Origin of the sequence: Sphingobacterium sp. DR205 (assembly GCF_011064245.1) — a bacterium.
In the GTDB taxonomy this organism is placed as follows: Bacteria; Bacteroidota; Bacteroidia; order Sphingobacteriales; family Sphingobacteriaceae; genus Sphingobacterium; species Sphingobacterium athyrii.
Window position 1 is genome coordinate 7,023,790 of the sequence record NZ_CP049333.1, and the last position, 24,063, is coordinate 7,047,852.

General features: G+C 38.4%; 21 protein-coding genes. 9 read left to right on the forward strand and 12 right to left on the reverse strand.

Annotation, left to right across the window (positions count from 1 at the left end; all coding sequences use genetic code 11):
* The first annotated feature begins 8 nt into the window (after positions 1–8).
* Together G6053_RS29555 and G6053_RS29560 are read left to right on the forward strand one after the other, a co-directional pair.
* A complete protein-coding gene (locus G6053_RS29555) occupies positions 9–2,210 on the forward strand; it encodes a peptidase domain-containing ABC transporter (protein WP_241254884.1) in 2,202 nt (733 codons plus the stop codon).
* Positions 2,203–2,673 carry a hypothetical protein gene (locus G6053_RS29560; RefSeq protein WP_165309418.1) on the forward strand — a complete coding sequence of 157 codons (471 nt, stop codon included), beginning with the start codon at positions 2,203–2,205 and terminating at the stop codon, positions 2,671–2,673. Before G6053_RS29555 ends, G6053_RS29560 begins: the two co-directional genes overlap by 8 nt.
* A 17-nt stretch (positions 2,674–2,690) precedes the next feature.
* On the opposite strand, the gene G6053_RS29565 is transcribed toward G6053_RS29560, so the two are convergent.
* Both G6053_RS29565 and G6053_RS29570 read right to left on the reverse strand, forming a co-directional pair.
* Positions 2,691–3,452, reverse strand: coding sequence for a hypothetical protein (locus G6053_RS29565; RefSeq protein WP_165309419.1), 762 nt, complete (start codon positions 3,450–3,452; stop codon positions 2,691–2,693).
* 41 nt (positions 3,453–3,493) lie between these two features.
* Positions 3,494–4,585: a medium chain dehydrogenase/reductase family protein gene (locus tag G6053_RS29570; RefSeq protein ID WP_165309420.1), complete on the reverse strand. Its 1,092-nt coding sequence runs from the start codon at positions 4,583–4,585 to the stop codon at positions 3,494–3,496.
* A 689-nt stretch (positions 4,586–5,274) separates the two neighbouring features.
* Here G6053_RS29570 and G6053_RS29575 point away from each other — a divergent pair.
* The 3 genes from G6053_RS29575 to G6053_RS29585 all read left to right on the forward strand — a co-directional run bounded on the left by G6053_RS29575 (position 5,275) and on the right by G6053_RS29585 (position 8,595).
* A complete protein-coding gene (locus G6053_RS29575; protein ID WP_165309421.1) occupies positions 5,275–6,648 on the forward strand; it encodes a phage integrase SAM-like domain-containing protein in 1,374 nt (457 codons plus the stop codon).
* Position 6,649: 1 nt separating this feature from the next.
* The gene (locus tag G6053_RS29580; RefSeq protein ID WP_165309422.1) at positions 6,650–7,672 is read left to right on the forward strand and encodes a hypothetical protein; all 1,023 of its coding nucleotides are present in this window, start codon (positions 6,650–6,652) and stop codon (positions 7,670–7,672) included.
* Positions 7,673–7,839: 167 nt separating this feature from the next.
* On the forward strand, positions 7,840–8,595 hold the full coding sequence (locus tag G6053_RS29585) for a copper resistance protein NlpE (protein WP_165309423.1): 756 nt from the start codon (positions 7,840–7,842) through the stop codon (positions 8,593–8,595).
* Here the strand turns inward: G6053_RS29585 and G6053_RS29590 are convergent.
* From G6053_RS29590 to G6053_RS29615, 6 genes are all read right to left on the reverse strand, one after another.
* Positions 8,592–8,810 (reverse strand): hypothetical protein, encoded by a 219-nt coding sequence (locus G6053_RS29590; protein ID WP_165309424.1) that lies wholly within the window; start codon positions 8,808–8,810, stop codon positions 8,592–8,594. The genes G6053_RS29585 and G6053_RS29590 overlap by 4 nt on opposite strands.
* A 71-nt stretch (positions 8,811–8,881) precedes the next feature.
* Positions 8,882–9,127 (reverse strand): hypothetical protein, encoded by a 246-nt coding sequence (locus G6053_RS29595; protein ID WP_165309425.1) that lies wholly within the window; start codon positions 9,125–9,127, stop codon positions 8,882–8,884.
* 82 nt (positions 9,128–9,209) lie between these two features.
* Entirely contained in the window at positions 9,210–9,704 is a 495-nt protein-coding gene (locus tag G6053_RS29600; RefSeq protein ID WP_165309426.1) for a hypothetical protein, read from the reverse strand.
* Positions 9,705–9,722: 18 nt separating this feature from the next.
* On the reverse strand, positions 9,723–16,181 hold the full coding sequence (locus G6053_RS29605) for an FG-GAP-like repeat-containing protein (protein WP_165309427.1): 6,459 nt from the start codon (positions 16,179–16,181) through the stop codon (positions 9,723–9,725).
* Position 16,182: 1 nt separating this feature from the next.
* A complete protein-coding gene (locus G6053_RS29610) occupies positions 16,183–16,692 on the reverse strand; it encodes a hypothetical protein (RefSeq protein WP_165309428.1) in 510 nt (169 codons plus the stop codon).
* A 213-nt stretch (positions 16,693–16,905) separates the two neighbouring features.
* Positions 16,906–17,898 (reverse strand): helix-turn-helix transcriptional regulator, encoded by a 993-nt coding sequence (locus G6053_RS29615; RefSeq protein WP_165309429.1) that lies wholly within the window; start codon positions 17,896–17,898, stop codon positions 16,906–16,908.
* Between the two features lie 256 nt (positions 17,899–18,154).
* Between G6053_RS29615 and G6053_RS29620 the strand changes: the two genes are divergently transcribed.
* The 3 genes from G6053_RS29620 to G6053_RS29630 all read left to right on the forward strand — a co-directional run bounded on the left by G6053_RS29620 (position 18,155) and on the right by G6053_RS29630 (position 20,707).
* Complete coding sequence (locus G6053_RS29620) at positions 18,155–18,472, forward strand: hypothetical protein (protein ID WP_165309430.1); 318 nt, start codon at positions 18,155–18,157, stop codon at positions 18,470–18,472.
* A 672-nt stretch (positions 18,473–19,144) separates the two neighbouring features.
* Positions 19,145–19,729, forward strand: a complete 585-nt coding sequence (locus G6053_RS29625) for a BfmA/BtgA family mobilization protein (RefSeq protein WP_165309431.1) — start codon at positions 19,145–19,147, stop codon at positions 19,727–19,729.
* Between the two features lie 18 nt (positions 19,730–19,747).
* The gene (locus tag G6053_RS29630; protein WP_165309432.1) at positions 19,748–20,707 is read left to right on the forward strand and encodes a DUF5712 family protein; all 960 of its coding nucleotides are present in this window, start codon (positions 19,748–19,750) and stop codon (positions 20,705–20,707) included.
* Between the two features lie 353 nt (positions 20,708–21,060).
* Here G6053_RS29630 and G6053_RS29635 read toward each other — a convergent pair whose 3' ends face one another.
* The 3 genes from G6053_RS29635 to G6053_RS30715 form a co-directional block, all read right to left on the reverse strand.
* A complete protein-coding gene (locus G6053_RS29635) occupies positions 21,061–21,699 on the reverse strand; it encodes a hypothetical protein (RefSeq protein ID WP_165305119.1) in 639 nt (212 codons plus the stop codon).
* Positions 21,668–22,189, reverse strand: a complete 522-nt coding sequence (locus G6053_RS30710) for a PDDEXK nuclease domain-containing protein (RefSeq protein WP_206531836.1) — start codon at positions 22,187–22,189, stop codon at positions 21,668–21,670. The genes G6053_RS29635 and G6053_RS30710 overlap by 32 nt, the downstream gene beginning before the upstream one ends.
* An 84-nt stretch (positions 22,190–22,273) precedes the next feature.
* Entirely contained in the window at positions 22,274–22,747 is a 474-nt protein-coding gene (locus G6053_RS30715) for a DUF1016 N-terminal domain-containing protein (protein WP_206531837.1), read from the reverse strand.
* 175 nt (positions 22,748–22,922) lie between these two features.
* On the opposite strand from G6053_RS30715, the gene G6053_RS29645 reads away from it, so the two are divergent.
* Positions 22,923–23,324 (forward strand): hypothetical protein, encoded by a 402-nt coding sequence (locus G6053_RS29645; protein WP_165309433.1) that lies wholly within the window; start codon positions 22,923–22,925, stop codon positions 23,322–23,324.
* A 291-nt stretch (positions 23,325–23,615) separates the two neighbouring features.
* Here G6053_RS29645 and G6053_RS29650 read toward each other — a convergent pair whose 3' ends face one another.
* Positions 23,616–24,059, reverse strand: a complete 444-nt coding sequence (locus G6053_RS29650) for a hypothetical protein (RefSeq protein ID WP_165309434.1) — start codon at positions 24,057–24,059, stop codon at positions 23,616–23,618.
* Between the last annotated feature and the right edge of the window lie 4 nt (positions 24,060–24,063).

The following is a 24,063-nucleotide window of genomic DNA, read 5'->3' on the forward strand; positions in this document are numbered from 1 at the left end:
AATTTCTGATGATGAGCCTTTTTAAAGTTAAAAAATTCCCTCACTTCAAGCAGGCAAACGAGATGGACTGTGGAGCTACTTGTTTACGAATAATCTGTAAATATTTTGGAATGGTCGTTTCGGCTACCAAACTCCGAGATTTATGTTTTACGACCAATCGAGGCGTGAATATGCTTGGTATCGCAGAAGCGGCAGAGGAGCTAGGACTAGCGCCAGAGGCGATCCAATTACCTGTAGATGAGTTGGATCAAGTAAGGCTTCCTGCAATTTTACATTGGAAGCAGAATCATTTTGTTGTACTTTACAAAATCCAAAACGAAAAATACTATATTTCTGATCCTGCGAATAAACTTATAAAATATAGTCGCGAAGATTTTGAGAACAACTGGTATCCTTCCCCTGAAATTGGTAAAGGCGTGCTAATTTCATTATCTTCACCTAAACGCTTAAACCATAACTTTGGAATGTCCGATTCGGAAAATAGGTGGAAAAACATATTAAGATACTTCTCCGGTTATACGAATCTCTTTATCCAGTTATTTATAGGATTAATTCTAAGCGGAATTTTTGATTTATCTATACCGTTTTTAACGCAGAACGCAGTAGATCTTGGAATAAACCAAAAGAATATTGATTTTTTATATTTTGTTTTATTCTCACAGCTTTTATTTTTTGTTGGCCAAATTTCTATTTCTGTTTTCCGATCTTGGACACTCCTGCACATAAGCACAAGAGTAAACATTGAAATTTTAACCGATTTCTTGATTAGATTGATGAAATTACCTTTTTCATTTTTTGACAAAAGAACGAGTGGCGATATTTTACAACGAATGGAAGACCAGCAGCGAATTGAAGAATTTATAACAAAATCATTCCTTGATGCTATATATTCTATTATACACGTAATGATTTTTGGCTCTATATTATACTTTTATAGTACTCGAATATTTATTGTATTTTTTGTCTGTACAATTGTTTATATTATTTGGATATTAATATTCATGAGATCTCGGAAAGAAATTGACATTCGACAATTTGATCTCTCTTCGTTGAACAGTACATATACGGTTGAAATGATTCAAAGTATTAGAGATATTAAGCTAAATAATGCTGAACAACAGATCAGATGGATATGGGAAGATATCCAAGCACGTATTTTCAAATTAAAGGAAAAATCACTTTTTGTCTTTCAGGCGCAATCTATTGGATCAACAGCTATTAATAGCATCCGAACTATTTTGATTACCTTTTTAAGTGCGAGAGCTGTTATAGATGGGGATATGACAATTGGAGCAATGATGGCAGTTCAATACATAACGGGCAGTATAGACACACCAATAAAAAACGTTTTGGCTCTGGTTCAATCATATCAAGATGCATCACTAAGTGTTGAAAGGTTAAATGAGATCTATGAAACCGAAGAAGAGCGTGTTTCAGTTGATAACTATACTGAAGTTATACCGTCCAATGCCTTTATTAGATTTGAAAATGTCACTTTTAAATATTTTGGATCTGGCAACAAACCAATATTTACAAACTTAAACATGCACTTTCCCGAAGGAAAAACGACTGCGATAGTGGGTGAAAGCGGTAGTGGTAAGACTACAATTCTAAAGCTCATATTACGATTTTACGATTTACAAGCGGGAATCATAAAAGTGGGTAATTACAACTTAGAAAGCATAGATTTTAAAATATGGCGTGATGCATGTGGTTGTGTCCTTCAGGATAATATTATATTTTCAAATACAATTGAGGAAAACATTTCGATAGGTGGCAACGATCAAATTGATTATGAAAGGCTAAATGAAGCGATTAAAATCGCCTGTTTAGAAGATTTCATAAATGAACAACCCTTTGGCTTAAAAACGAAAATTGGAAATGCTGGTAAAGGAATAAGCCAGGGACAAAAACAAAGAATATTGATTGCGAGAGCAATATACAAGCAGCCTAAGTTCATTTTTTTAGATGAAGCAACTAATGCCTTGGATGCAAAAAATGAGAAAAATATTATTAATAATCTAAGTTCTTTTTTTAAGAACAGAACTGTAATTGTCGTTGCACATCGTCTTAGTACCGTCAAAAATGCTGATAATATTATTGTGATGGAAAAAGGCGCCATTGTTGAGCAAGGCAACCACTCGCAATTGGTTGCAAAAAGAGCGACGTACTTTCACCTTATTAAAAATCAATTAGAATTAAGTGAATAGGACAAAAGAAAAAAATATCAGGATCCATAGCGGTGCCATTACTGACTTTATGAGCAAAAAGCCTGCTTTGCTTTTAAGAATTGGACCAACACTCATACTTGCAATTTTACTTGTCTTAGGAATTCATTGGTCATTAAGGGACAATTATAAAATTCAATGTTCTGTTTTTAAATCTGGACGGGGTAGCTCTAATTTAGAAATTTTTATCAACAACTCGGACTTTGATAAAGTAGCTGATATTGCATATATTGAGGTTATTACAGAAGAACAAAACTTGATATTCAGAGCCAAAATTATCAACTATTCAATACAACGAGACAGAATGGTTCTGTTTATAAAGACCTTAAATGACGAAGGCATTTCAACACTACCCAAAAATATTTCATTAAATGGTTTTATAATACCCAAGTCAAAACTAACTTTAATAATTGAAAATATAAAAGCTTCTTTTAATAAAGGGTAGCCAAATATTATATGAAATTATTGAACTTTGGTTTTCTTAAAAGATTCGTAGCTTTCCTGTATATATAGATATAGATCATATGTGTTCCATGTCCGTACCTGCTCAGTGGTAGGTCTATATTTTTCAATAAAGCTCATTATTTCATCGTCTTTTATTGAAACAACTTTCTTAATCGAATTGATATTAAAGGCACTATCTACTTTGTTTTCCAGTTCTGCATCTTTAATATTTTTTTCCATTTTTCTAGCTCTCCTCCCATTTTTACTAAAGAGCTCATAGAAAAAAGTTATTGGCTTTCCTCCAAAAGGATTCAAGAGGGCAATAGGTGGTCTGCCTCCATAATATATTCCACCTTTTTTGTTTTTTTCTTTTTGTATTGATTTCAGATCCATAATTTCCGTGTTACGTCTATTACTTGTTATTACGACTTCTTCAAGTACTATACTCTTTTTATTTAAGAAAATAGAATCCTTTAAGGCATCTCCGAGGATTAATTTCGTTTCCCAATGGTCGTGACGGAATTCAATTGTATCACCTAATTTATAATCCAAGGCAAAATTTCCATATATATCGGAAAGTGAACGGCTCTTAGATCTCAAATTTATTATGTTAATCCCTTTCAACAACAATGTTGAATCAGCAGATAAAATAGTACCTCTATATTCATTTCTTGTTTGCCCCTTTACCATTGTTATAAAACTAAAAATGGTAATAAACACTACCGCTAAAGGTTTAAAAAAAAATTTTACATTAATACAATTGATATTGAAAATATACATATTTTAATAAAGTTAAACGAATAAATATTACTTACCTTTGCTTATGAATATTTAAATATAATTTTCCCTACTACTTTTTTGTTGATAAATGTCAGATTCATGAAGTCATTCAAATTATTGACAATTGCACCTATCGGAACCTCAAAATTTCCCAATTCAAATTCCCTTAACGCTTTTTGTAAGTCTACTGTACTTCCTAAACAATTTCCAATAATTGTCAAATTTTTCATAATGATTTTACTAAAAAAATCCGTTGCATCAATTGAATGCTCCAATTCGGAAAATTGATTTGCGATCCCACACGTTACATATTTGGAGCCCATACCCATGAGATCTATAATCCGAAAAAGATAATTGTCCGCAAATGGATCAATAATAAAATCGAACTTCCCATAGATCTTAATTTCCTCATAGATCTTATCAATTTCTGATAATCTTTTGATATCGTCTGGGATAATTAAAGATTTTTTTTCAGGGATGCCATATTTATTGTCAACCGGACGTCTACTTCCTATGTAAAGTTCTAATTCTTTTGATTTTAAAATATTATAGGCGAAAAGTGCTGTATTTGAAGGGAATCCCAATATTAATCCTTTTTGTTTTCTTTTAATATTTAATTTTTTTTTCATTGAAAAGACCGTTTGGGCGCCGATAGTAAAACCAGCTCCTTCTTCAAAACTCATATTTTTAGGAATTTTAATAAGTTGATCTTTGTGGACTAGCTCAAATTCCAAACTAGCTTTATTCGTGGGAAGTCCGATTATTGAAGGGGATCTAGGATTATTGGGATAATTCCCATTAGGAATTACTCTGTCTCCTAGCTGTAAATTTGTAACTGATTTACCCTTATCAATAACTACACCCGAAAACTCGGATCCGAACGGAATTATAGTCCCCATTTGGGCCGCTTCGTTTTTATTCATTAACATAATTGCTATATCCCTATAGTTGCATGAGAAAGCACTTTTCTTAACTAGGATATGATTTGGGAAATTATTCAGATTAAAATCAGGCAATTCATCCTGAACCAGCGCACATTTTATGATTTCTCCTTGTATTTTGAATTTTCCATGTTCTAGAATCTCTAATTGTTTTAAATCCTTTTCCTCATTATATACTACTAAAGACCTCATTATTGTGATATTTGTGAATTTTTATAATTTATAAATTATTTTTAACTTATGAAAGTTGTTTAACAAAGTTTGACATGTTAATATATAGCAATCTTACAATTAATTACTGATTGATTTATATGTTAAAGTTTAGGTATAAAATATTGATAACTTTGAGCCTGATTTTATTCTATTAAATTGCGTATGGAAGGAACTTTTCTCAATTTAATTCTTTTATCGATTTATTTCAAGAGTGTGGAAAAAAACTAATAATTCCCTCTAATTATTTTATGTGTTCTTTATCATTATATGTGGATTAGCAAAAATATCTCTAATTAATAGGGGGGTAATTATTAAAGTTGAAGAAATAATACTATTTTTAAAAATTATGCACTTGCAGCTAAAACGTATATCAAACCAGTGAGTTATTCGATGAGTAGGGAAAAAGAAGGTTTGTAAGCTACTGATAAATAGATTGATGCAAGTAGGGTTCGATTCCCCTACGGGCTACCAAGAGTCTCCAAAGAGAGTCAAAAAGATTCAAAAACCGCATTTAAATATATTTAAATGCGGTTTTTGCTTTTTATGATTCGTTGTGATTCTCGGAAATTCACCAAAAAGAACCCCGGCAGGCACCCCTGAAAACTTCCTTTTGAGCACTTTATTTGGTATCTTGTCGTATTGTTTAACCGTTTTAAACCACGATCAGCATGGTAAGAACAGTCAAGATAGAATGTGGGATCAGTTTCAGGCTAAGGGAATCCGGCTCCACCAAAGCTACACCGATCACCTGTTTTGTAGAATTCAACGGAAAGCCCGTGGTAAAGATCCCAACCGGCGGCAAGATCCTTCCGTCCAAATGGAACCCCGAGAAAGAGAAGCCTGTAGGCGGGCTGAAAGGCCTTGACCATCAGGAAGCAAAGATCATTTCCGAACGGCTCTCCTTTATCAGGTCGGTCATAGAAAACAGTTACAGGGAATACGTCTCAGCCTTTAAATCCTATCCCAACAAGGAATCCTTTAAGCAGCAGGTCATAAAGGCGATAAACGGTAACGGAGAAGAGCCAGAAGAACCCAAAGTCGACCTGTCACTGATATCCTATTTCGAAAAGCAGATAAAACTGAGCCGTGAAGGAAAGCGGCTGATCATCAAGGGACCAAGAAAAGGACATCCTTACCGAGAAAACACAGTCCTGTCCTATGAAGGAACCCTTGAGCTGCTAAAGGACTATATCAAAGTGCGCAAAAAAAAGAGACTACATTTTGAGGATATTACCATGGATTTCTATCACGATATCCGGAGCTACATGTTTGAGGACTCCCGTTTTTCGCTGAACTATTTTGGCAAGGTCATCAAACATATCAAGCTGTTCATGCGGGAATCCGAGGAGGAAAAACTGCACGTTTCGGATACCTATCGGTCAAAAGCATTTATTAAGGTTGAAGAGGATACCGATGCCGTATACAATGATATCCTTCAGCTACAGGCAATAGCTTCGGTCGACCTAACGGGGCATCCGGGACTACTGAATGCGCGGGACCTCTACCTACAGGGGGCATGGACCGGGCTCCGTTTTCAGGACTATTCCGTACTTCAGGAGAAAGCCCGTGTTGTAGGTAACTTTATCCATATTGAGACAGAAAAGACGGGAGTTTTTGTCGCTATACCGATATTGCCGGTCGCCCGTGAAATATTGGAACGATACCGAGAAGAAGACGGAACCTACCGTTACCCAAAACCGATCAGCAATCAGAAACTGAACGACTATATCAAGACGGTCGGGAAAATGGCAGAACTGGTTCATCCCGTGACAATATCAGTTCCCGATGGCGGTAAAAGGGTCAAGATAACAATTCCTTTTCATGACGCAATGGGTACGCATACGGCGAGGAGATCTTTTGCTACAAATATGTACAAACATTACAGACTCCCAGCCCAGACCATCATGAAGATCACCGGACATACCACAGAGGCTAATTTTTTCAAATATATCCGTATGACCCCCGAAGAAAATGCACAGTTTATACTGGATACAGTTACGGAAAAAATGGCATTAGAACAGATTGACAAAAAAACTGATTGATATGAACATGAAAGAATTTCAGCAATTATTATCGCAGATCGAAGATATACTATGGTTCCCCAAAGTTTTTATCCAGAGCAGGAATGGTATGTCATGGGACGATATTTCAGCAAAGAATTACTTTTCTACTGCATGGATGGATTTTTTCTCAGGAATCTATGACGGTACGTTCCAGAGCCTGGTAGATAACCTGATAAATGGAAACGCGGTCGAGCAGAATGACAAGGAGATCGCTGAACGGTTATTACCTATCATCGAGCTCTTAGAAGCGTCGGAACCAGAACAGGGGACCAAGAGGATTGGTGTAAAGATCGATATAGAGAAATTTGGCCGTTACGGGGAGACGTTGAAGGAGATGAGCACAAAGGGAATCATCTTCGATATTATCCGGGATGAGGAGGACATTCGGGAAACGTACTTCATAGATTTCAGACCAGGAGATACGAGATCCTATCTGATCCAGAGTTTAAACAGAATATTGGACAGCTCCCGAAATTCCAGGGAAAGTAAGATCAGGGAACTCGAACTCAAGATCTCAGAAATGGCAAACACAAACCTGGAACTCTCTACACTACTTTCAGGTTCCAGAGCGGAAGTCAGTGAACTAAAGAAGAAAAGCGAAGAAGACAGAGAGAAATTCCAGTCAGTCAAAAAAGAAAGTAATGATCTTAGGGAACAACTCTCAAAGTTTGTGGACAGTGTCAAAGAAGAGGAAACCGAATCCATAAAAAACAACAAGCTGCGCATGTACTATCTTTACAAGCTCGGTTTTTTGGACGATGCCATTTGGAACGAAAAGCTCAGCTACGAACAGCGGGTCAAAATCCTGTGCAGGATATTGCAAGGAGGACCGCTGAAAATAGATACTGCCCTACGTTATTACAAACTGTTCAATTCCATAGGTTCAGTGGAACTGAAAGCTTATGAGGCCGAAAATGAAAAGACAGTTTTTGATTATATTAAAATTCTATGTGATATCGAATTAAAAAATGGTGAATTCATCAACAGCCTGAGAAAAAAATAAGAGGGAACAATGGGAGCGGGATTTCTTTCGTTTTCGACACGCTTAATTGTTCTCTAAATCACTTGTATAAATAGCTTTTTCGTTTCAGGGGAACGGAGAGTAAATCCAGTGAATATTTTGTGATATATTTGTATCATATCCATAACAGACCAAAGTAAAAATAGATTATGATAAAGGTGTTTTTTTCAGCTCTTCTTTATTTTTCGCTGATATTCTCCGTATTTGCTCAGAAAACTTCCAAACCTTTTTATGGTACTTATGGAGATTATTCTACCCGCCTGACCCTGAAACCTGACAGCACATTTGAGCTTATTGAAGCCGATCCTATTTTTCCTTATACTTTTGAAACCTTTACCAGCAGCGGTTTTTGGAAATTACAGGGAGATACAGTAGTTTTAAATCCACATCTGGAAAAGAGATTACCCAAGATAACTGTACTGGAAAAATCGGTCAAAAAAAATAATGATTCTATTTCAGTGGAGATCAGCTATTATTTGGAAACTTATGAGAAAAATAAGATGGTAAGCATATCTCCGTTCAATTTTGAATTACTTACCATATATATCAACAAAAGGAAAAACTACCGGAACATAGTCCATTCTCCACACAATAGACATTGCATGTTTTCTCCGCGAATAAAAAAGCAGGTTGTTATCGATTCAACGAAAATATTTAGTTTTCCGGGACAGGAAGTTTCCAAGTTAGGGGTATATTCGTACGGCTTTGAGAAAGTTATCGAAATTGATGTCAATAACCCCCGGGCCAACCATTACGAGATCACTGTAATACAACCCTTGGACAAAGAAAGGATGCCCAGGAGCAAGAAGGTAATTATCAAAAGGAGACAAGCCTACTTCTATGAATGGAAAGGAAAGATCTCCAGTGGAATTTTCTCTTTGTCTCCTTTGGTGCGTTTGGATTAGTTTGTGAAATATAAAGGTTTATAATTAGCAAGATTGCCAAAAATCAAATCTCCGCTTTTTTTTTGCAATGAATCTGCGTTAGTTTCTGTCACTTTAATTTCCCTCCTCAGCCTATCAACAATTTTATCTACCGGCACTAATAGCTTACTCCAAGATGTAATTACGGCATCATATCCACCTGATTTCTCTTTTTGTTCAGCATTAAAGATATCCAATGAACTGTGGGTTATGGTCAGATAGTATTTACATCTATCTTTTTTATCTTTAAAATGATTGAGCTTGTGGCTTAAGGTTGCCCCGTTGCTCCCCTAAAAAAAGCGATTTTTTTGTTGGTAAAATCGAAATCTCGTCTGGAGTTTTCAATTAATACATTGAAATAGGCACTCTCATTAGGATTAAGAAACAGGGAACCATGGGTTTCCATTGAATCGAACTTCCCCAAAATATCCTTAGGAATATCTTTAAAATCTTGAACCTGGCCATAGATATTCATGTTATATAATAGCACAAACACAATTATAAAACGTTTCATGATAGTTTTGGTAATTTGAAATCTAAATATTTTTGACCTTGGGAAGACATCCAAAGTACTGCTTAAAATCATAAGATAGAAATTAAAAAATAAATCTCATTTTGCCAACTTCTAATGACAAAACCCTCGTTTCTCTAAAAAAAGGCTTTCCACTTCCGAGAATATTAGTGTTTTTAGGAAAAATAAAGTCCATTTTTCCTTGATTCCATGTCCTTGAGTCCTTTACAAGATCAAATCTTAAAGTCTGCCCGTTTGAAATTAAAACTTTACGATTAGAAATATCTACTTTTTTACTTAATTTGATTGCTCCTGAATCTAATCCATTGGCCGCTGTTAACTTTTCTATCCATTCATCAACATTGCTTATTTCAAGGTCACACCCTTTAGGACTCAATTCAAATATTAGGAACGCCTCTCTTATAAAATGAGATTTTATCTCCAACTTACACTCGGAATTATTTTTTAGAAAAATTTGACGGTCTCCATTAATAAGGACATATTTATTAGCTTCACATGAGATCAATGTACCAAACATTAGCGCAAAGATTGTATTCAACATCAATAGCCTATTCTTCATAACTGGATATTTTTAATATTATCGTAATGGAGCCGGATTATACGGTCTTTTATTGTAAAAATCGTAAGAAACTTTTTGAGCTTGATATTCTAATGTACCTTTAGTATTATATGGGTTCCCAAACTTTAATGCTTCTGAAAGAATCCTTCCATAAAAATTAGCAAACCCTAACTGTTTCTGTTGTAAATAATGCTGACTTTCTTCAATTCTGACATAGTCCTCTTCAAAATTACTTCCATATGCATTTCTCCCTAGTGATACTCCTGTTCCTCCCAGCCAATCAGCAAGACCACCAGCTCTGTGGATCGGCCTATCTTTTCCATGCGGAACATAACTATCATTGAAACTTATTGCAGGGCCCATAACTCCGATATTGAACAAAGTGTTTGAGAATCCGCCAATTGCGCCCCCGATAGCGCTATTCAAAATTATGTTTTTATCGTCATTTCCCAAAACTTTTTGAACAGCTCCTGAAGTTGCCCCGGTCAATGCTCCTTTTCCCGCTGAATAAGATAATTCCAAAAGTGAATTCTTAACACCTGTTCCGAAACCCGACCCTTTTATAGGATTGAATTTAGGTATGGCGGAACCAACCAGGCCACCAGCAACCATTCCAGCAACCGAGGCAAGATTTATTTCTCCTCCGTACATAGATGTTGATACCACAGAGCTCACTGTCTGAGAAAGCATATTGTAACCAAATGTATTACCGAAAGATCCCAAAAGGCCGGATGACCCTATAGCACTTACACCTCCACCAATTGCTCCCCCAATTGCTCCCATAGCAATGGAACTTCCAAATCCGCTCCAACTCCAGTCCCCGGTTATTGCTGCATTTATAGAATATGCGGCTGCGCCAACGCCGGCTCCAATTATAGCTCCCCAAACAATACCTGCGAGAATAGGAATACCAAAAAGTATTTCTCCATTAGGATCAATATATATCAGCGGGTTATTCAATGCATAGGCAAATCTATTATAGTTCTGTGTATTAAAAGGATCTTGCACATTCCCATCTGGAGAAAGGAACCGCGCCATTCTTGAATCATATAGCCTCCCGTTCATATGTATCAGTCCAACGGTTAAAAGGTGTTCGTGTCCGGTAAATCCTCTGTCTAAGATTGCAAACTTAGTAAGATTATTGTTGCTGCCATCAGTAAGTTTGACAATATTTCCCCATGCATCAAATTGCCTTTTTTCAACGATTCCCCCGCTTTGGTTTGTTATCATGACAATACTTCCCAAATAATCACGGTGCAGGTAGTATAAAGCCCCGGCTACGGGTAGACTACCTTTCGACTCTTTCCAGATAGCTGGTGCTGAGTAAGCATCGCCACCAAGGTATAGGATAAACGAGACCTGAGCCGTCTGGGTATCATGGATTATCTCCGAACTGCCATCACCGGCATAATGCTTCCGAAATCTTCTCAACATTTTATCAGCCTGAACACCACCATAGAACATATTGGCCCTTCCAAGTGAAGAATTGTACTGAAAACTAATTCGATCAATTCCAGTTTCACTGATTTCAATAGGCGATTTAAATGCATTGAAGCTGACATCCTGTGGAGTTCTGGTTTGATAGTATGCGCTTGCTGATGTATTTAATGTCAGATCCTCTTGTTTATAACTGACTCCGCTATAGCTATATGTACCTTGTCTGGAATTTTGCGTAATTCTTCCCCTGGCATCATACTGTTGACTCTGGCTACCATTATTGTCATTGAATGTGGTCAACCTATCTAAATTGTCATACCCAAAAGATTCGGACCAGTTAAATGCACTATTGGTCCTACTCGTAGGGAACTCTCTCTGGACATTAAATGTTGTTCCTAAGGTCATCAGAGTAGTTGGAGTCCCAGAGGTACGATATAATCTACGTTGCTGCGGAAATCCATAAGTGTCATATTTTAATGAGGTTCTGGAAACTCCCTGGGTAGCAGCTGTCAACTCTCCGCGAAGACTAAGCGAATCCACTCGCCATAAGATATTTCCCCCATCGGGAGTTACCGGAAGGTTCAGCTGTTGTCTTAGACCATTCTGATATTGTGTTAAAACAGTCTTTTCGACCGATGTCGATGTCGGCTTATGCGTGGCCTTGATCTTCGTATTATTTACTCTACCGAATGCATCATATAGAAATGTTCTGCTGAACTGCGCATACGAATTATCTTCGGTCTGGGAGGAAAGGCGTTTGTACGTGTCATAAACATAAGCATCGGTCGAATTGTTACCATCTCCATTTACCAATGCTACCTGGGCCAGCAATTTTGATGTCGGGTCATAAGTATATGTCCATTGCATATTCGTTCCGGTACCAGTAAAATTTCTGGACGACAGTTTCCCCGCCTGATCATATACAAATTGCGATTGGCCCAATGGCGAGGTTTCCTGTTTCACCTGTCCCCATCCATCATAAGTATATTGGTAAGTCCCAGCACTTGGGTCTATTAGTTTTGTTCTTTGTCCCCATCCGTCCTGTTCAATTGTTTGAATACTTCCGCCAAAATCAGCAGTTTTGAGATTACCGTTTGCAAAATAAGTATAGTTAACTGTTCCCCCTGGATCCTGTAGGCTTGTGACCATATCGAAAGCATTCCGGGAAGTTGTAACGGCTTTTACGCCGTCATTAACGGTCATGTTCAATCCACTATAACTATATGTTTGAACCCTTCCCGTATATTTTGTAGACTGATAGATACGTCCATAACTATCAAATGACAATGTATTCCAAAGGGTATAGCTACCTGGCTGTGAAAGTTCACTAGCCTGATATTCCCTTCCATATACATCATATTTCCAGGACCGGCCCTCAAAAGTTCCAAGAACAGTTTTATCCCGCTGCTCTATTTTCTGTCCAAGCTGATCTATCGTAGTGATGGATGACGATCCGTCATCTCCCGACGCAGTTATTATAGTATTAAACATATCCTTGGTATAGGTATTTGTTTTAACTTTTCCTAAATAATCAGTTGTGGTTTTGATCCTGTTCCAGCTATCAAAAGTGTAAGTGGTATTTCTATTATATTTATCGGTATATGAGGTTAACATGCCAGATACCGGACTATTTACAAAATTTTCAAATAATCCATCTGGATCAGTATATTTCGTCTTAAATCTTCCTGTTGCATCATACACCATAGTTTCAGTACGTGAACCGTCTGCCGGAGTAGTTGTAATACGTTTTGTTATATTACCAAAGGCATCATAAGTTAGATTCTGAGTAATAAACAATGTGTTATGTCCTTTATTTTTTACCTGAGTTGGGAGATAACCGGTATATACAAGCTGTTTTTCTGCTGTATAGATCTCTGTGCCTACCTGTGTTGTATCTTTTTGGTTAGTCAACCTCCCGATATAATAAGTTGCTCCGGTACTATTTAAATAAGTTTGGGCTGATCTTTCTGATCCCTGACCATTAACATCAGTTTTATGATAGGTCACATTGTAATATCCATCATAAGTGAAACGTTGATTCTTATAGGTCCCTAAAAGTTTGTCCTTTAATGAAAAGGCAATAGGTACATTGATGAATGTTTTGTTAGCCAATACGCTTGTCTGATAGATATGATCCTCCCGGCTGATATAATCGCTGAGAGTAGCTCCATCAGGAGCACCACCCGCAGGAGGGGGATTGGATACAGCCATATTCTTAATCGTATTGTTTATATAGCTATTCTTTGAGACAAAAGTACGGAGATTTGCTCCGCGCAATTGCGGGCTCTGAATACCGATAGTGTAAGTACGGTTAACGTCAGATGCCCCCGTATGTACATTGCTTCGGATATTTTCCCCAAACCCAAGAAATCCCAGACCGTCAGCATTTGTAACTGCCTTCGCATAACCAAAGGTCTGCAAGCCAACTTGTCCTGCTGCATCTCTGGCAATTGCACTGGTAACATACAACTGAGGAGCAAAATGAATGTCTATATAAGGGAATGTCTGATCGTAAGAAGAATTATAAAGTGGTAGTCCGTTTCCATTTGCACCTTCCATTAATCTCGCGTAGTCAATGTAATGATTTACACCATCGTGAAAAATAGTCGTTAGATGTCCCTCTTTCATCATATCTTTGTCAGAGCGGAACAATGAAATTGCATTATCACTAATATAGCCATATTCAAGATTAGGATTTTGCTGATCCGGGTTCAAAAATATCGGTATGGGATTATGCCGGACAGTTGTGCTTCTATTACTGGAAACCGAATTTCCATAAATTGGTCTATTGCTAACATCTATCCCAATATTATGGTAAATTGTTACGGCTATGTTTCCTGTCGAAGTTGAATTATAGGTAGTTGTTGAACTGAATATAATATCCGTTTTTCCGTCACCATTTACATCAGTGGGAACCAATACATATTGCTTCATGGTATTTGAACCGTCCCACGTATTTTGAGTGTGTGTAAAAGGTTCATTCTTTTCATGCTTAATAAACCCTTTACCTGTACACATGAAGGTTGCAAAAAGATTACTATATCCGGTTGCAAACATGACATCCATTTTTCCATCGCCGTTAAAATCTCCTAACAGAATTGGTTTATTAGGGTCATTTGTTATTCTGGAATCCGATGTTTGCCATAACAGTTCAAACGAATTGTTATCGTTGAGAGTATATACAAACATTCTGCCATATTCTACATGCAAAATATCGGTCTTTCCATCGCCATTAAAATCTGCCGTGTAGAGTTTGTCCCCATAGACAAAAGAAGAATACAGCATTCCGACCTGATTCCAACCGGAAGGAGTACGACGATCCATATTGACAAATACAACAACAGATCCTGAATTTCCGTATACTTTTACACAGGGAGGATCACCGCCCGCATCACGATACTCATCCACTATAACCTGCTGATCTCTTCCGATCATTATTATGTCTGTTAAACCGTCACCATTAAAATCCCCGGAAACAAATTCAAAGTTATTTGGCACTCCTGCATGATCTTGGCGGTCACATTCAGAATAGTATCCTCCTGCCAAAGGGAGATCACTTATGGATTTGGAATATTGATAATAAACAGGAGTTACAGTACCCGAAGAATAAATATCGAATTTATAGCTGTTGGCTCCGGTATTCTTAAGTAAAAGCATCCCTTGTCCTGCCAGTATCTTGTTTTCATGGCTCAACCATGTTGCAGGAAATATATCTAGAAAATAACCTGTATTTACTTCGTATCCAAGTTGCATATAAGGTGATCCGGGGTCCAGATCATAAAAAGCATAGAATTTATTAGGTGACTGCAAACCTACTTTAGGATAAAGTAGAAAATCCATGCTGCCATTCCCCGTAAAATCAGCAGATATTACTTTAGAATTATTACTTGCAATGCCCGTCAGACTTAAATTTGAGATAACTGATGAAGTAAGCATATTTGTTGTGTTGTGGTACTCAAATCTAACCGGTGCAAAAGCATTGGATTCAGTACCGTCAAATTCCTGGATCTCGGTCATTCGATCATAATCGAGTGTACTTACTGTAGAATAAGTTGGAATATAATGTCGATAATTGGTGCCATTTGCAACAACGCTGATCTTACTGATCCTTTTATCTGAATAAAAACCTGTGCCAGCAACATAATTCTGTTCAGCCCTGCTAGCTGAACCATAGCTGAATTCTACCCTATTTAGGGCAGTTCCCGTACCTCGACTTCCATATAAGACTTTGCTTATAAAAAGATTATTATTATAGGTTGTATACTCGTAACTGATGCGGACTCCCTGTGAATTTTCCATGTAGGTGAGGCCATATTGTAATCTGGATCTCGAATTAATATTTTGTCCATAAAAAGCCTTTGTACCATTTGGATAAAACACTTCGAAATATGCTGGCCCAAATGAAGCTCCAAAAGAAGATACCCCTCTTGAAATTATCTTTATATTGGAATACTGCTCAGTCTGATATTCCGCACCGTCTCCACCATAAGATCCGCTCTTTAGCAGCAGTCTCTGACCGTCCAAGGAAAATCTATCATTAAGGTCAAAATTGACACCCCCAACCCGGTCATCAGAGTACCTGGCAGCCCCAACTCTAGATATAGAAGACAGCCCAAAAACATTCCATCCGTATCCGGCGGTTCCCCGGCTACTCTGACTATTGTAGATTAAGCCTAGTTCTGGTACAAACCCGTCAATACCCGGAGGAATTATAAAGGGTATAGTGTAGTTTGTCGATCCAGTTGCAGATACATCTAAATTAACTTCTGTTCTTCCCGGACTCAAAGTCGCAGCTAAAACTTGTAACCCTGATTTTGAAGCCTTTGTTGATGGAGAGGATTCTGATACTACCGTTTTAAGAGTATCTATTGAGAACTTTGAAGGGAAAGTTGCATTAACCTTAACGATCGTATCCAATAAAATTAAATTTGACGAATTACTTTTATTTAAACCTATTGTATCAGTCTGGATTCTGTTCTGTGAAATGCAATCAATAGTGATCGCACAAAATAATGACACTAAAAATATCAATCTTTTCATGTTAGGCCTCCTTTACTTTTTCTATAATTAGTTCCATCCATTTATCTTTTCCAACAGAAATACGAAGGAGATAGGTTCCGGGACTTAGTTTATCTGTAGAAAATTCAACATAGTCTTCCTTTTTAAAGGAATTAATAGTAACTTTTCTTTTATCCGAGAAATTCTCAAGGGAAAGTACTGGAATAATACTGTGACTTAAATCTTCTGAATGAATCTGTATTATTTTTTTCTTTCTGTTGAGGTGGAGGCTATAGCCACTTCCAATTTCTATTATATCCGCCTGTAACTTGTCTCCCGATGCAATGCTCTCAGAATTTGAAACATTAAGCGTAGGGCAATTAATACATACCCATACCCGTTTTATCTGATTTCCCGATGCATCGAAAGTGAAGGTAAGTTTTTGAGAAAACGCATTTAGGGAGAATGTCGTCGTTAGGAAAACTAAACTCAAAAGAATCATACTATTTACCCCTAGCTGGGACCTTTTATTAAAAATTGTCTTCTTTTTCATAATTTATTGATTAGTAATTCTCCGAAAATCCCGCATATATAGAATGCTGATCCGTTTACAACTCAGAGATATTACAATCAAAATTATCATCAAATTATATCACTATTCGGACAAAAAAATATTATTATTGAAATAATTGGCCGAATTGTGCTATTAATAAAGGAGAACAGCATAGCAGGTGATGTAGCCTAGGCTCTTTAAGAAGAATAGGATCTATTTAAGGGCCATTCTCAGGCGGAATGTTTTTGGGGTGAAAGTGTATTTTTTCTTAAATAGTCTACAGAAATAATTGGAACTGGCAAAACCACATCGTTTAGAAATCTCCTTCACTGGAAGTATTTTTTGGATGAGGAGAGTTTTTGAATGTTCAAGTCGGTGATCTGTCACAAAATCGATGATCGTCTTTCTCTCAAGTTTATAGAATAGTCGCCTCAATGTCCGCTCGGTCATGAAGAATCGTTTACATAGGCTTTGAATATCCGTAATCTTAGAAGAAAGACAACCGGCCCTGAGATATCCTCTGATTTCGTGAATTTTTTCCTCGTTGGACATTTCAGATAGATGTATACGGTAGTCTTGGGCCCTATCATATATTTTCAGGATATTCTTGATCATGGGGAGGAGGGTCGATTCGAGGTCATTGTCCTCCAGGGGGAATACATGCCAAATCCTGATGAGTTCTTTTGCAAGGGAGCGGCTCATAAAAAGTTTTTCCATATATGCTACCGAACCTCCGCTCTTTAAGGAAAATGATAGAAATTTATTCAGATTTGGTAATGCCAGTTCCTCTCTCAGGATCCATTCCATCCTTAGGGAGATATAAAGGATAATATTCTTGCCCGGCTCAAACGTTGCCCTATATACATCCCGATTGTTCAAAGTTGCGTAATATGCCCCCCTAACAGGACGGTTTAGGATATCGCCTTCGAGCATACTGAATTCAGACTCTCCATCGAACATAAAGAACATAATCAATGAAGGTTCAAGGACCTCACATAGTATTGTTTCCTGTTTGTCAGAATACAATTCCATAAGTTCCATGAAGTACAGAAAATTACTGTACCATTGGAACGCCACATTTCCTCCAATGAATTCGTGATTTTGAGAATCAGCAAATGGAATTTTGAATGTAATGTTATCTGTTAATGCCTTGCTACTTTTGCAGATCTCCAGTGAATCTAGATTAAATTTTATCGGTCTGTTCATATCTTTGAAACTTCTTGGGGTAAAAGTCAACCAGCTATCTAAATTTAATTTATTTTTTCCGGTTCTTCAAAAATTCATTTAAGAAGTTCATTTTTTTGTATGGTGCAATTCAGTGTTACCATTGTCAGATTTTATCCTTCCACATTCTTGACCTCTATCGAATTAGACCAAGGTGAATCTTTTGATACCTGATTTAAATAGTGACCAATCCCTCAATGAATCCCCCTGAACATTGTGCTATACAAACGTATTTCGTATGGCACAGATACTTACAAGTTATTCGGATTCGGAGTTCAAGGAGCTTCTATCCAACGAGGTCAGATCAGCAGTTAGGGAAGTCCTATCCTGTGAAAGTAAAGAAAAGCAAACACAACAAGATCAATCAGGAATTGGTTACAGGACAAGATCCGAGACCCGAAAGTTATTAGGGATCGCATACTCCACCATGCACTACTGGGAGAAGGCAGGCATACTGGTGCCTCACAGAATAGGCCGGAAGGTATTCTTCTCCAATCAGGCAATTCGGGAAGCACTTTCAAAAGCAGGAAAGGAGGTGGATAATGACCTTGGCTAACCAATATTCAGGAGCTATCCAAACTGATTTTCCACCCACAATCCTATTGCGCAGTTTGACAATATACTACACTATTTCTGTTTTCTTCTTCGAAAGCAGAACGGTACTGCCTAGTTTGCTTTTTCTGTTCTCCTTATCAAAATATAAGGGAATCATGACATCATCTTTTCATGATACAGGTAGTAATACCCATGGTTATTCTATATATCCAGATATACAGCCCTGTAGCAATATAGCACTCCATATATCCCGATATCTAATAGGCAATACGGCTAATAGGCTCTTTAGCTGGCTTAGTGCAACCTCTTTTTCCTTTATTGCTCCCACTCTCCGAATAGCGGTGGGTGGGGATACCCACAGAGCTGCTTCTGATGATGATAGGGAACGAAGACCGTCCTTCGACGGTCGCTTTTCCACCGCACTGTCCTTGACCCTTGCGGGTCAAAAAGGTCCAATTTTCCAGAGAAAATCGGAGCAAGCGGAGGTTGGGCAGAGCCTCACCTGCTTGCCTTTACGGTGCCGTAAAGGGCTTTTCGGGAACCCTCCAGGGGTTCCCGTGGCCGCTGTAAGCGGCAAAATAAAAGAAAATGGAACCCTAGGCAGGGTTCGATATATCTATATAGCTAGATATGTAGACCAATAGATAAATGGTAAACGACTAAAAACGGTTCAATGGAAGCGAATACCAAGAGAACAGAAACACTGAGCACGATCAAATTCGACAGGCAGACCGCGGTAAAGATGGACAGGATCGCACTGAAACTAGGGAGGCCAAAACGTTTGGTCTTTGCCCAGATGGTGGACTATTTCCATCGGAGTAAGAAAGATCCGCTCGACGTCAACGACGAACTGCTCAAGAATACTTTGCTCAAACAACATAAAGATTACATCGGGTTTATCAGGACACAGGAGAATGATCTACTGATCCCCATCAAAAGGGAAGTTGACCGTATGACCCGCAGCCAGAAGAATATCGTTGATTTTTTTAACGGTCAGCAGAAACATAACAAGGTCGTACTGGAAGTAGATAGGGACATGCTCGACGGGCAAAAAAGACTTACAGATATCATACAGTTGGCAATAGGCTCCTTGGATGGTATCTCGGAAAGTCTTGCGACCAAGGAATCATTGAAGGAGCAGTTTCGGTACATTCTGGAGAACTATATCCGTATAAGGGACGGTTTCGGGATGATGACCTCGGCGAAAGAAAAGGAAGAACTGGTGCGCAGTGTAAAAAAACAGATAGATCTCTTATAGCAAAAGAAAACAAATCTTATGTACATCAATATAACGGACAGAAAAGAAGCCGAAAACAAAGGGGGCAGCGGTAAGCTAGTCCACTACCTCGAAAAGGAGAACCGTACGGAAAACAGGAACGAACCTGAACAGTGGTTCAATGGCCAACGTCAGGATGTGGAGGCATACGAAGTGAGAAGGGCACTCGACGGCAACAGGTCAAAGCTGGGAAACCATGAAGCGAAGTTTTTTCTCATCAACATCAGCCCCAGTCAGAAGGAACTAGCCCATCTAAAAGCACAGTACGGCGATATCGGGATGAAAGAGCAATTGAAGCTCTATACCGAAAATGTCATGGACGAATATGCACGCAATTTTAAACGTGATGGGATAAACAGCAACAGGGACCTGCTCTGGTTCGCCAAGGTCGAGGATTTCCGGTATTATTCCCATAAGGACCAAGAGGTAAAGCAGGGGCTCAAAAAGCGAGGTGATAAAAAAGAAGGCATGCAGTATCATATCCAGGTCATCGTGAGCCGAAAGGACATAACGGGAAGGTACAAGCTCAGTCCGATGAACAGCTCAAAGGGCCGCAATGCCGAACATTCCAAAAAGATGGGGCAGTTTGACCGAATGGCGTTCAAACAGTCCGGCGAAACCCTTTTCGACAAACAATTCGGTTTCGACCGGGAATTGAAAGATACGCTTGCACATGCAAATATCTTAAAGAATGGAAGCCTTATACAAAGGGCGCAGATGGATCTGCTCCTCACATCGCAAAAGGAAATCGAATGGGACGGGCAATTTCCCACTGAACTCGCAAATAAAGAATCACAGGGCACTTACGCTAACTCAACCGACATGCTCAAAGTGGTCACTGAGGGAATTGGAGGATTGTTTGAGACCCTTCTCGAACCTGTCCCCTCAGGAATCAATATCGTTTCGGAACAGGAACCCCGAAAAAAGAAAAAAAGAAAAGGTAGAAATTATAGACGATAATGGCGTGTCAGTCTCCATTGAAAAGATAGTTTCTGTGTAATGGTAGATATGGAATAATAGTACAATACTGCTTTTCCTTTTTCACCGCTTCTGGCAAAGGTAGACCAGCCTGTCAAGAGTCGTCAAGGGTATATCGAACGCACTTCGTGCGCCCTTGACACCTCTTGTCGCCCGCTCTTTTAGTGGCCTAACAGTGAAAAAAGAAACGCTACGTTCCAAAGAATAGGGTATAAGGATCACCGATATTGGGGAGAAAATTTCCAAGCGTTATTGGTGCGATCGTATGGGGAGTGTAGTGTTGCCGCAAACCTGCAGGGATCTGCCGTAGATGCAAATGTCGCGATCGCTCTTTCCTATTCCAGTTGTACTTTCCCCGATTCTTTAAAGGAAAGTACCGGAGAATCAAGAACAGACTTTCGGAATTCCCCGATCTTCTCGGGGCTACAATCCAAAAGCCCAACCTCGATTTTGTTTTCCTTTTCCAACAGTGAAAATGTAGAGATATTTTCAATCAATTTCGGGTCTTTTTTACTTCGTACAAAGTCATTGAGACGGCCCATCAGTTCTGTCAGATAGGTATAGTCAAAACACTTGAACGCAATGTCCTTTGTCCCGGCAATACCGATGACTTCCTGTTTGATCTGTTCATTGTCCTGTTTGATATAAACGGTTAACTGACCGTTTTCACTAACATATGCGCCTCCATAATAATCGGGGTAGGCCATCTTTCCAATATTCGTACCCCAGTGGGCCAATAGTTCCGTCAATGCCCGCTCAGCCGCTAACTGGTGATCCGAACCTGCCTCCAAAGACTTGTCTCCTGTGATAGAGTCAGTTCTCAAAGAGCTATCCGTCTTCCCGAGCTTATTACTGTTTTGAGAAGGTGAACATGCAATCAACAGTAATATAATAAATGAATAGCAGATCTGTCCGATCGTCGTCCTATATTGTAAACCTTTCTTAAGTTGTACCATTATTCTCAAAAAGCTCATGTAATTTTTGTTGAAGCAACTTTTTATCTGGCAGCTGTGTTTGGTATTCCGAAACCAGTGTAGGCGAAAGTGAACGGCTCAATGCAAATTCAACAACTTCGTCTTCCTTGTCCTTGCAGAGCAAGATCCCAATACTAGGGTTTTCGTGAGGTTTCTTTACGTTCCTGTCCAATGCTTCCAGATAGAAATTAAGCTGCCCCAAATGGTCGGGTTTAAATTTTTCAGCTTTTAACTCAAAAGCTACCAGGCATTGCAGACCTCGGTGAAAAAATAAAAGGTCGATATAAAAATCGCTGTTACCCACCTGTACTCTGTATTCCTCATCAATGAAGATGAAATCCCTACCCAGTTCCAGAATAAAGTTTTTCATCTGTTTGATGAAGCCCTTCTGCAAATCGTTTTCATTGTATGGCTCAGGTAGGTTCAGAAATTCAAAAACATAACTGTCCTTGAAAGCATTCGTAATATCTTGGGAAAATTCTTCGGGCAATGATACAATGTTTACTTTGCCCAGCACTGCACGCTCAAAAAGACTTGCGCTAATCTGGCGGTCAAGTTCCCGAACGCTATAATTTTATTTGATGCTGATACGTAGGTAAAATTCCCGTTCTTCCTCGGTTTTGCAACGTGAAAAGATTGTGCGGTGGTGTGACCAGCTCAACTGTGCCAAAATGGTTTTTCTGATGTCCTGACGCTTTGATTGTAATTGTCGCCCCACTGTGGCGACAATTTTAGCTTCCTGGTTTTCAGTATTATGTATTTGTGTCCACGCTGTGGCGACAAATTTGGTGTCGGCATAGGTTTCATAAAATTGTATCATTCTATAAAGCCCCGCACGGTTAAAGCCTTTCAGTTCAGGATTATTCTTCTGAATGAAATCCGATAATTCATTTACCGTTTTATCTCCCCATTCGGCAACAGATAACTTTTGCCTTACATAAGCACCTATATTCCAATATAGGTTAATAAGCTCGATATTGACCGCCCTTATGGCATTGCTCCGGGATTCTTGTATGAGTTGTATGATGTCGGTAAATCTATTATCCATCGGCACGCTTTTAATTACTAAGATATAAACAAAAAGAGATAAGGCCTAAAGCCAAGACAACAGGACCGGAAGTCACAAGGTGTAGTTAGAAATCTATTGACAAATCGAGCTCTAGTATAGCAGATCATAAAATTAATCCGTTCTTTTGATATCGAAATTAAATAACCCATAAGTTATGAAACAAATTTACAGATTTTTATTCCCAGCTATCATTGCTCTAATTCTGGCCTCTTGCAAAAAAGATGAAAAAATAGCGATTGACAATCTTATCGGTAAATGGACAGTGGCAAATGATGACCCCAGAATGGCAGTCGACGGCTCCGTTACCTACAGGTTCAACTCTGATATGACCTGTACCAAAAATATCTATGATGCGCTTTCAAATAAAGACACATCTATCCATAGAACCTATGTGCTGAGCCATGATAAGACCTTAGTCACACTTTATGATGAGAACAAAATCTATACGGAACAGTATCGGATAATAAAATTGAACACTAAGGAAATGAAATGGGAAAACGCTTCACCAAAAGACGGTAACGAGGATAAAAGGCTGGTTAGGTCTAGTGACCAATAAAATTAATTATGCCTATACATAAGGTCAAAATGGTTATTACACTTATTGGAATCCTGATCGGAAGAAGTCCTTTGCGCTGAAAAATTAAATTTGTGTCGCCACATGGAATTTTGGCCACAAACTGTGTCTACAATTTTTCATCTGAAATTTCTTCAAAAACGAGATTTATTAAACTAGTTTTTTTACGAAGGAAGATGATCATTCATTTAATATTTAGATAGGATCGCATGCTAGCCCCTTTCGTATAAGCAGCAACGATATTGCATAGTAACTGCTTTTAGAATCGGAGAATCATAGGACTAGTTTTGAAATCGGTTTTATTCCTGCCTGTACGGCTGACCTAAATTGTTTTGATTGAGGAAGGATACTGAACCCTGAGGATTGTACCCAATAAAAAGGAGCCCGACTTTGTGCTTTTAAGTTGTCAAGTTCAGGCGCCGAATCTCTCAACCATTTTTTTAACCAGGTTAATTTGTTCAATACTGTTGAGACCTCTGAGGTAATTGCGCTATGAACCTCAACAAAAAAGACTTCACCATTGTACGAAAAGCAATAATCCCATCGATTACTACTTGGATAAAGTTTTGAAACACAGGTGTCAATATCAACACTTCCCTCGCAAAGGGACGTATGTTTCATCGTTATTTTTTTACTGTTCCCTCCTAGGGCCTTTAGGCCAGTTTGGAGGCAAGTTGCAATTTCGGGCGTACCTTCAACGGCTTCTTTAAAAGTCATGAAC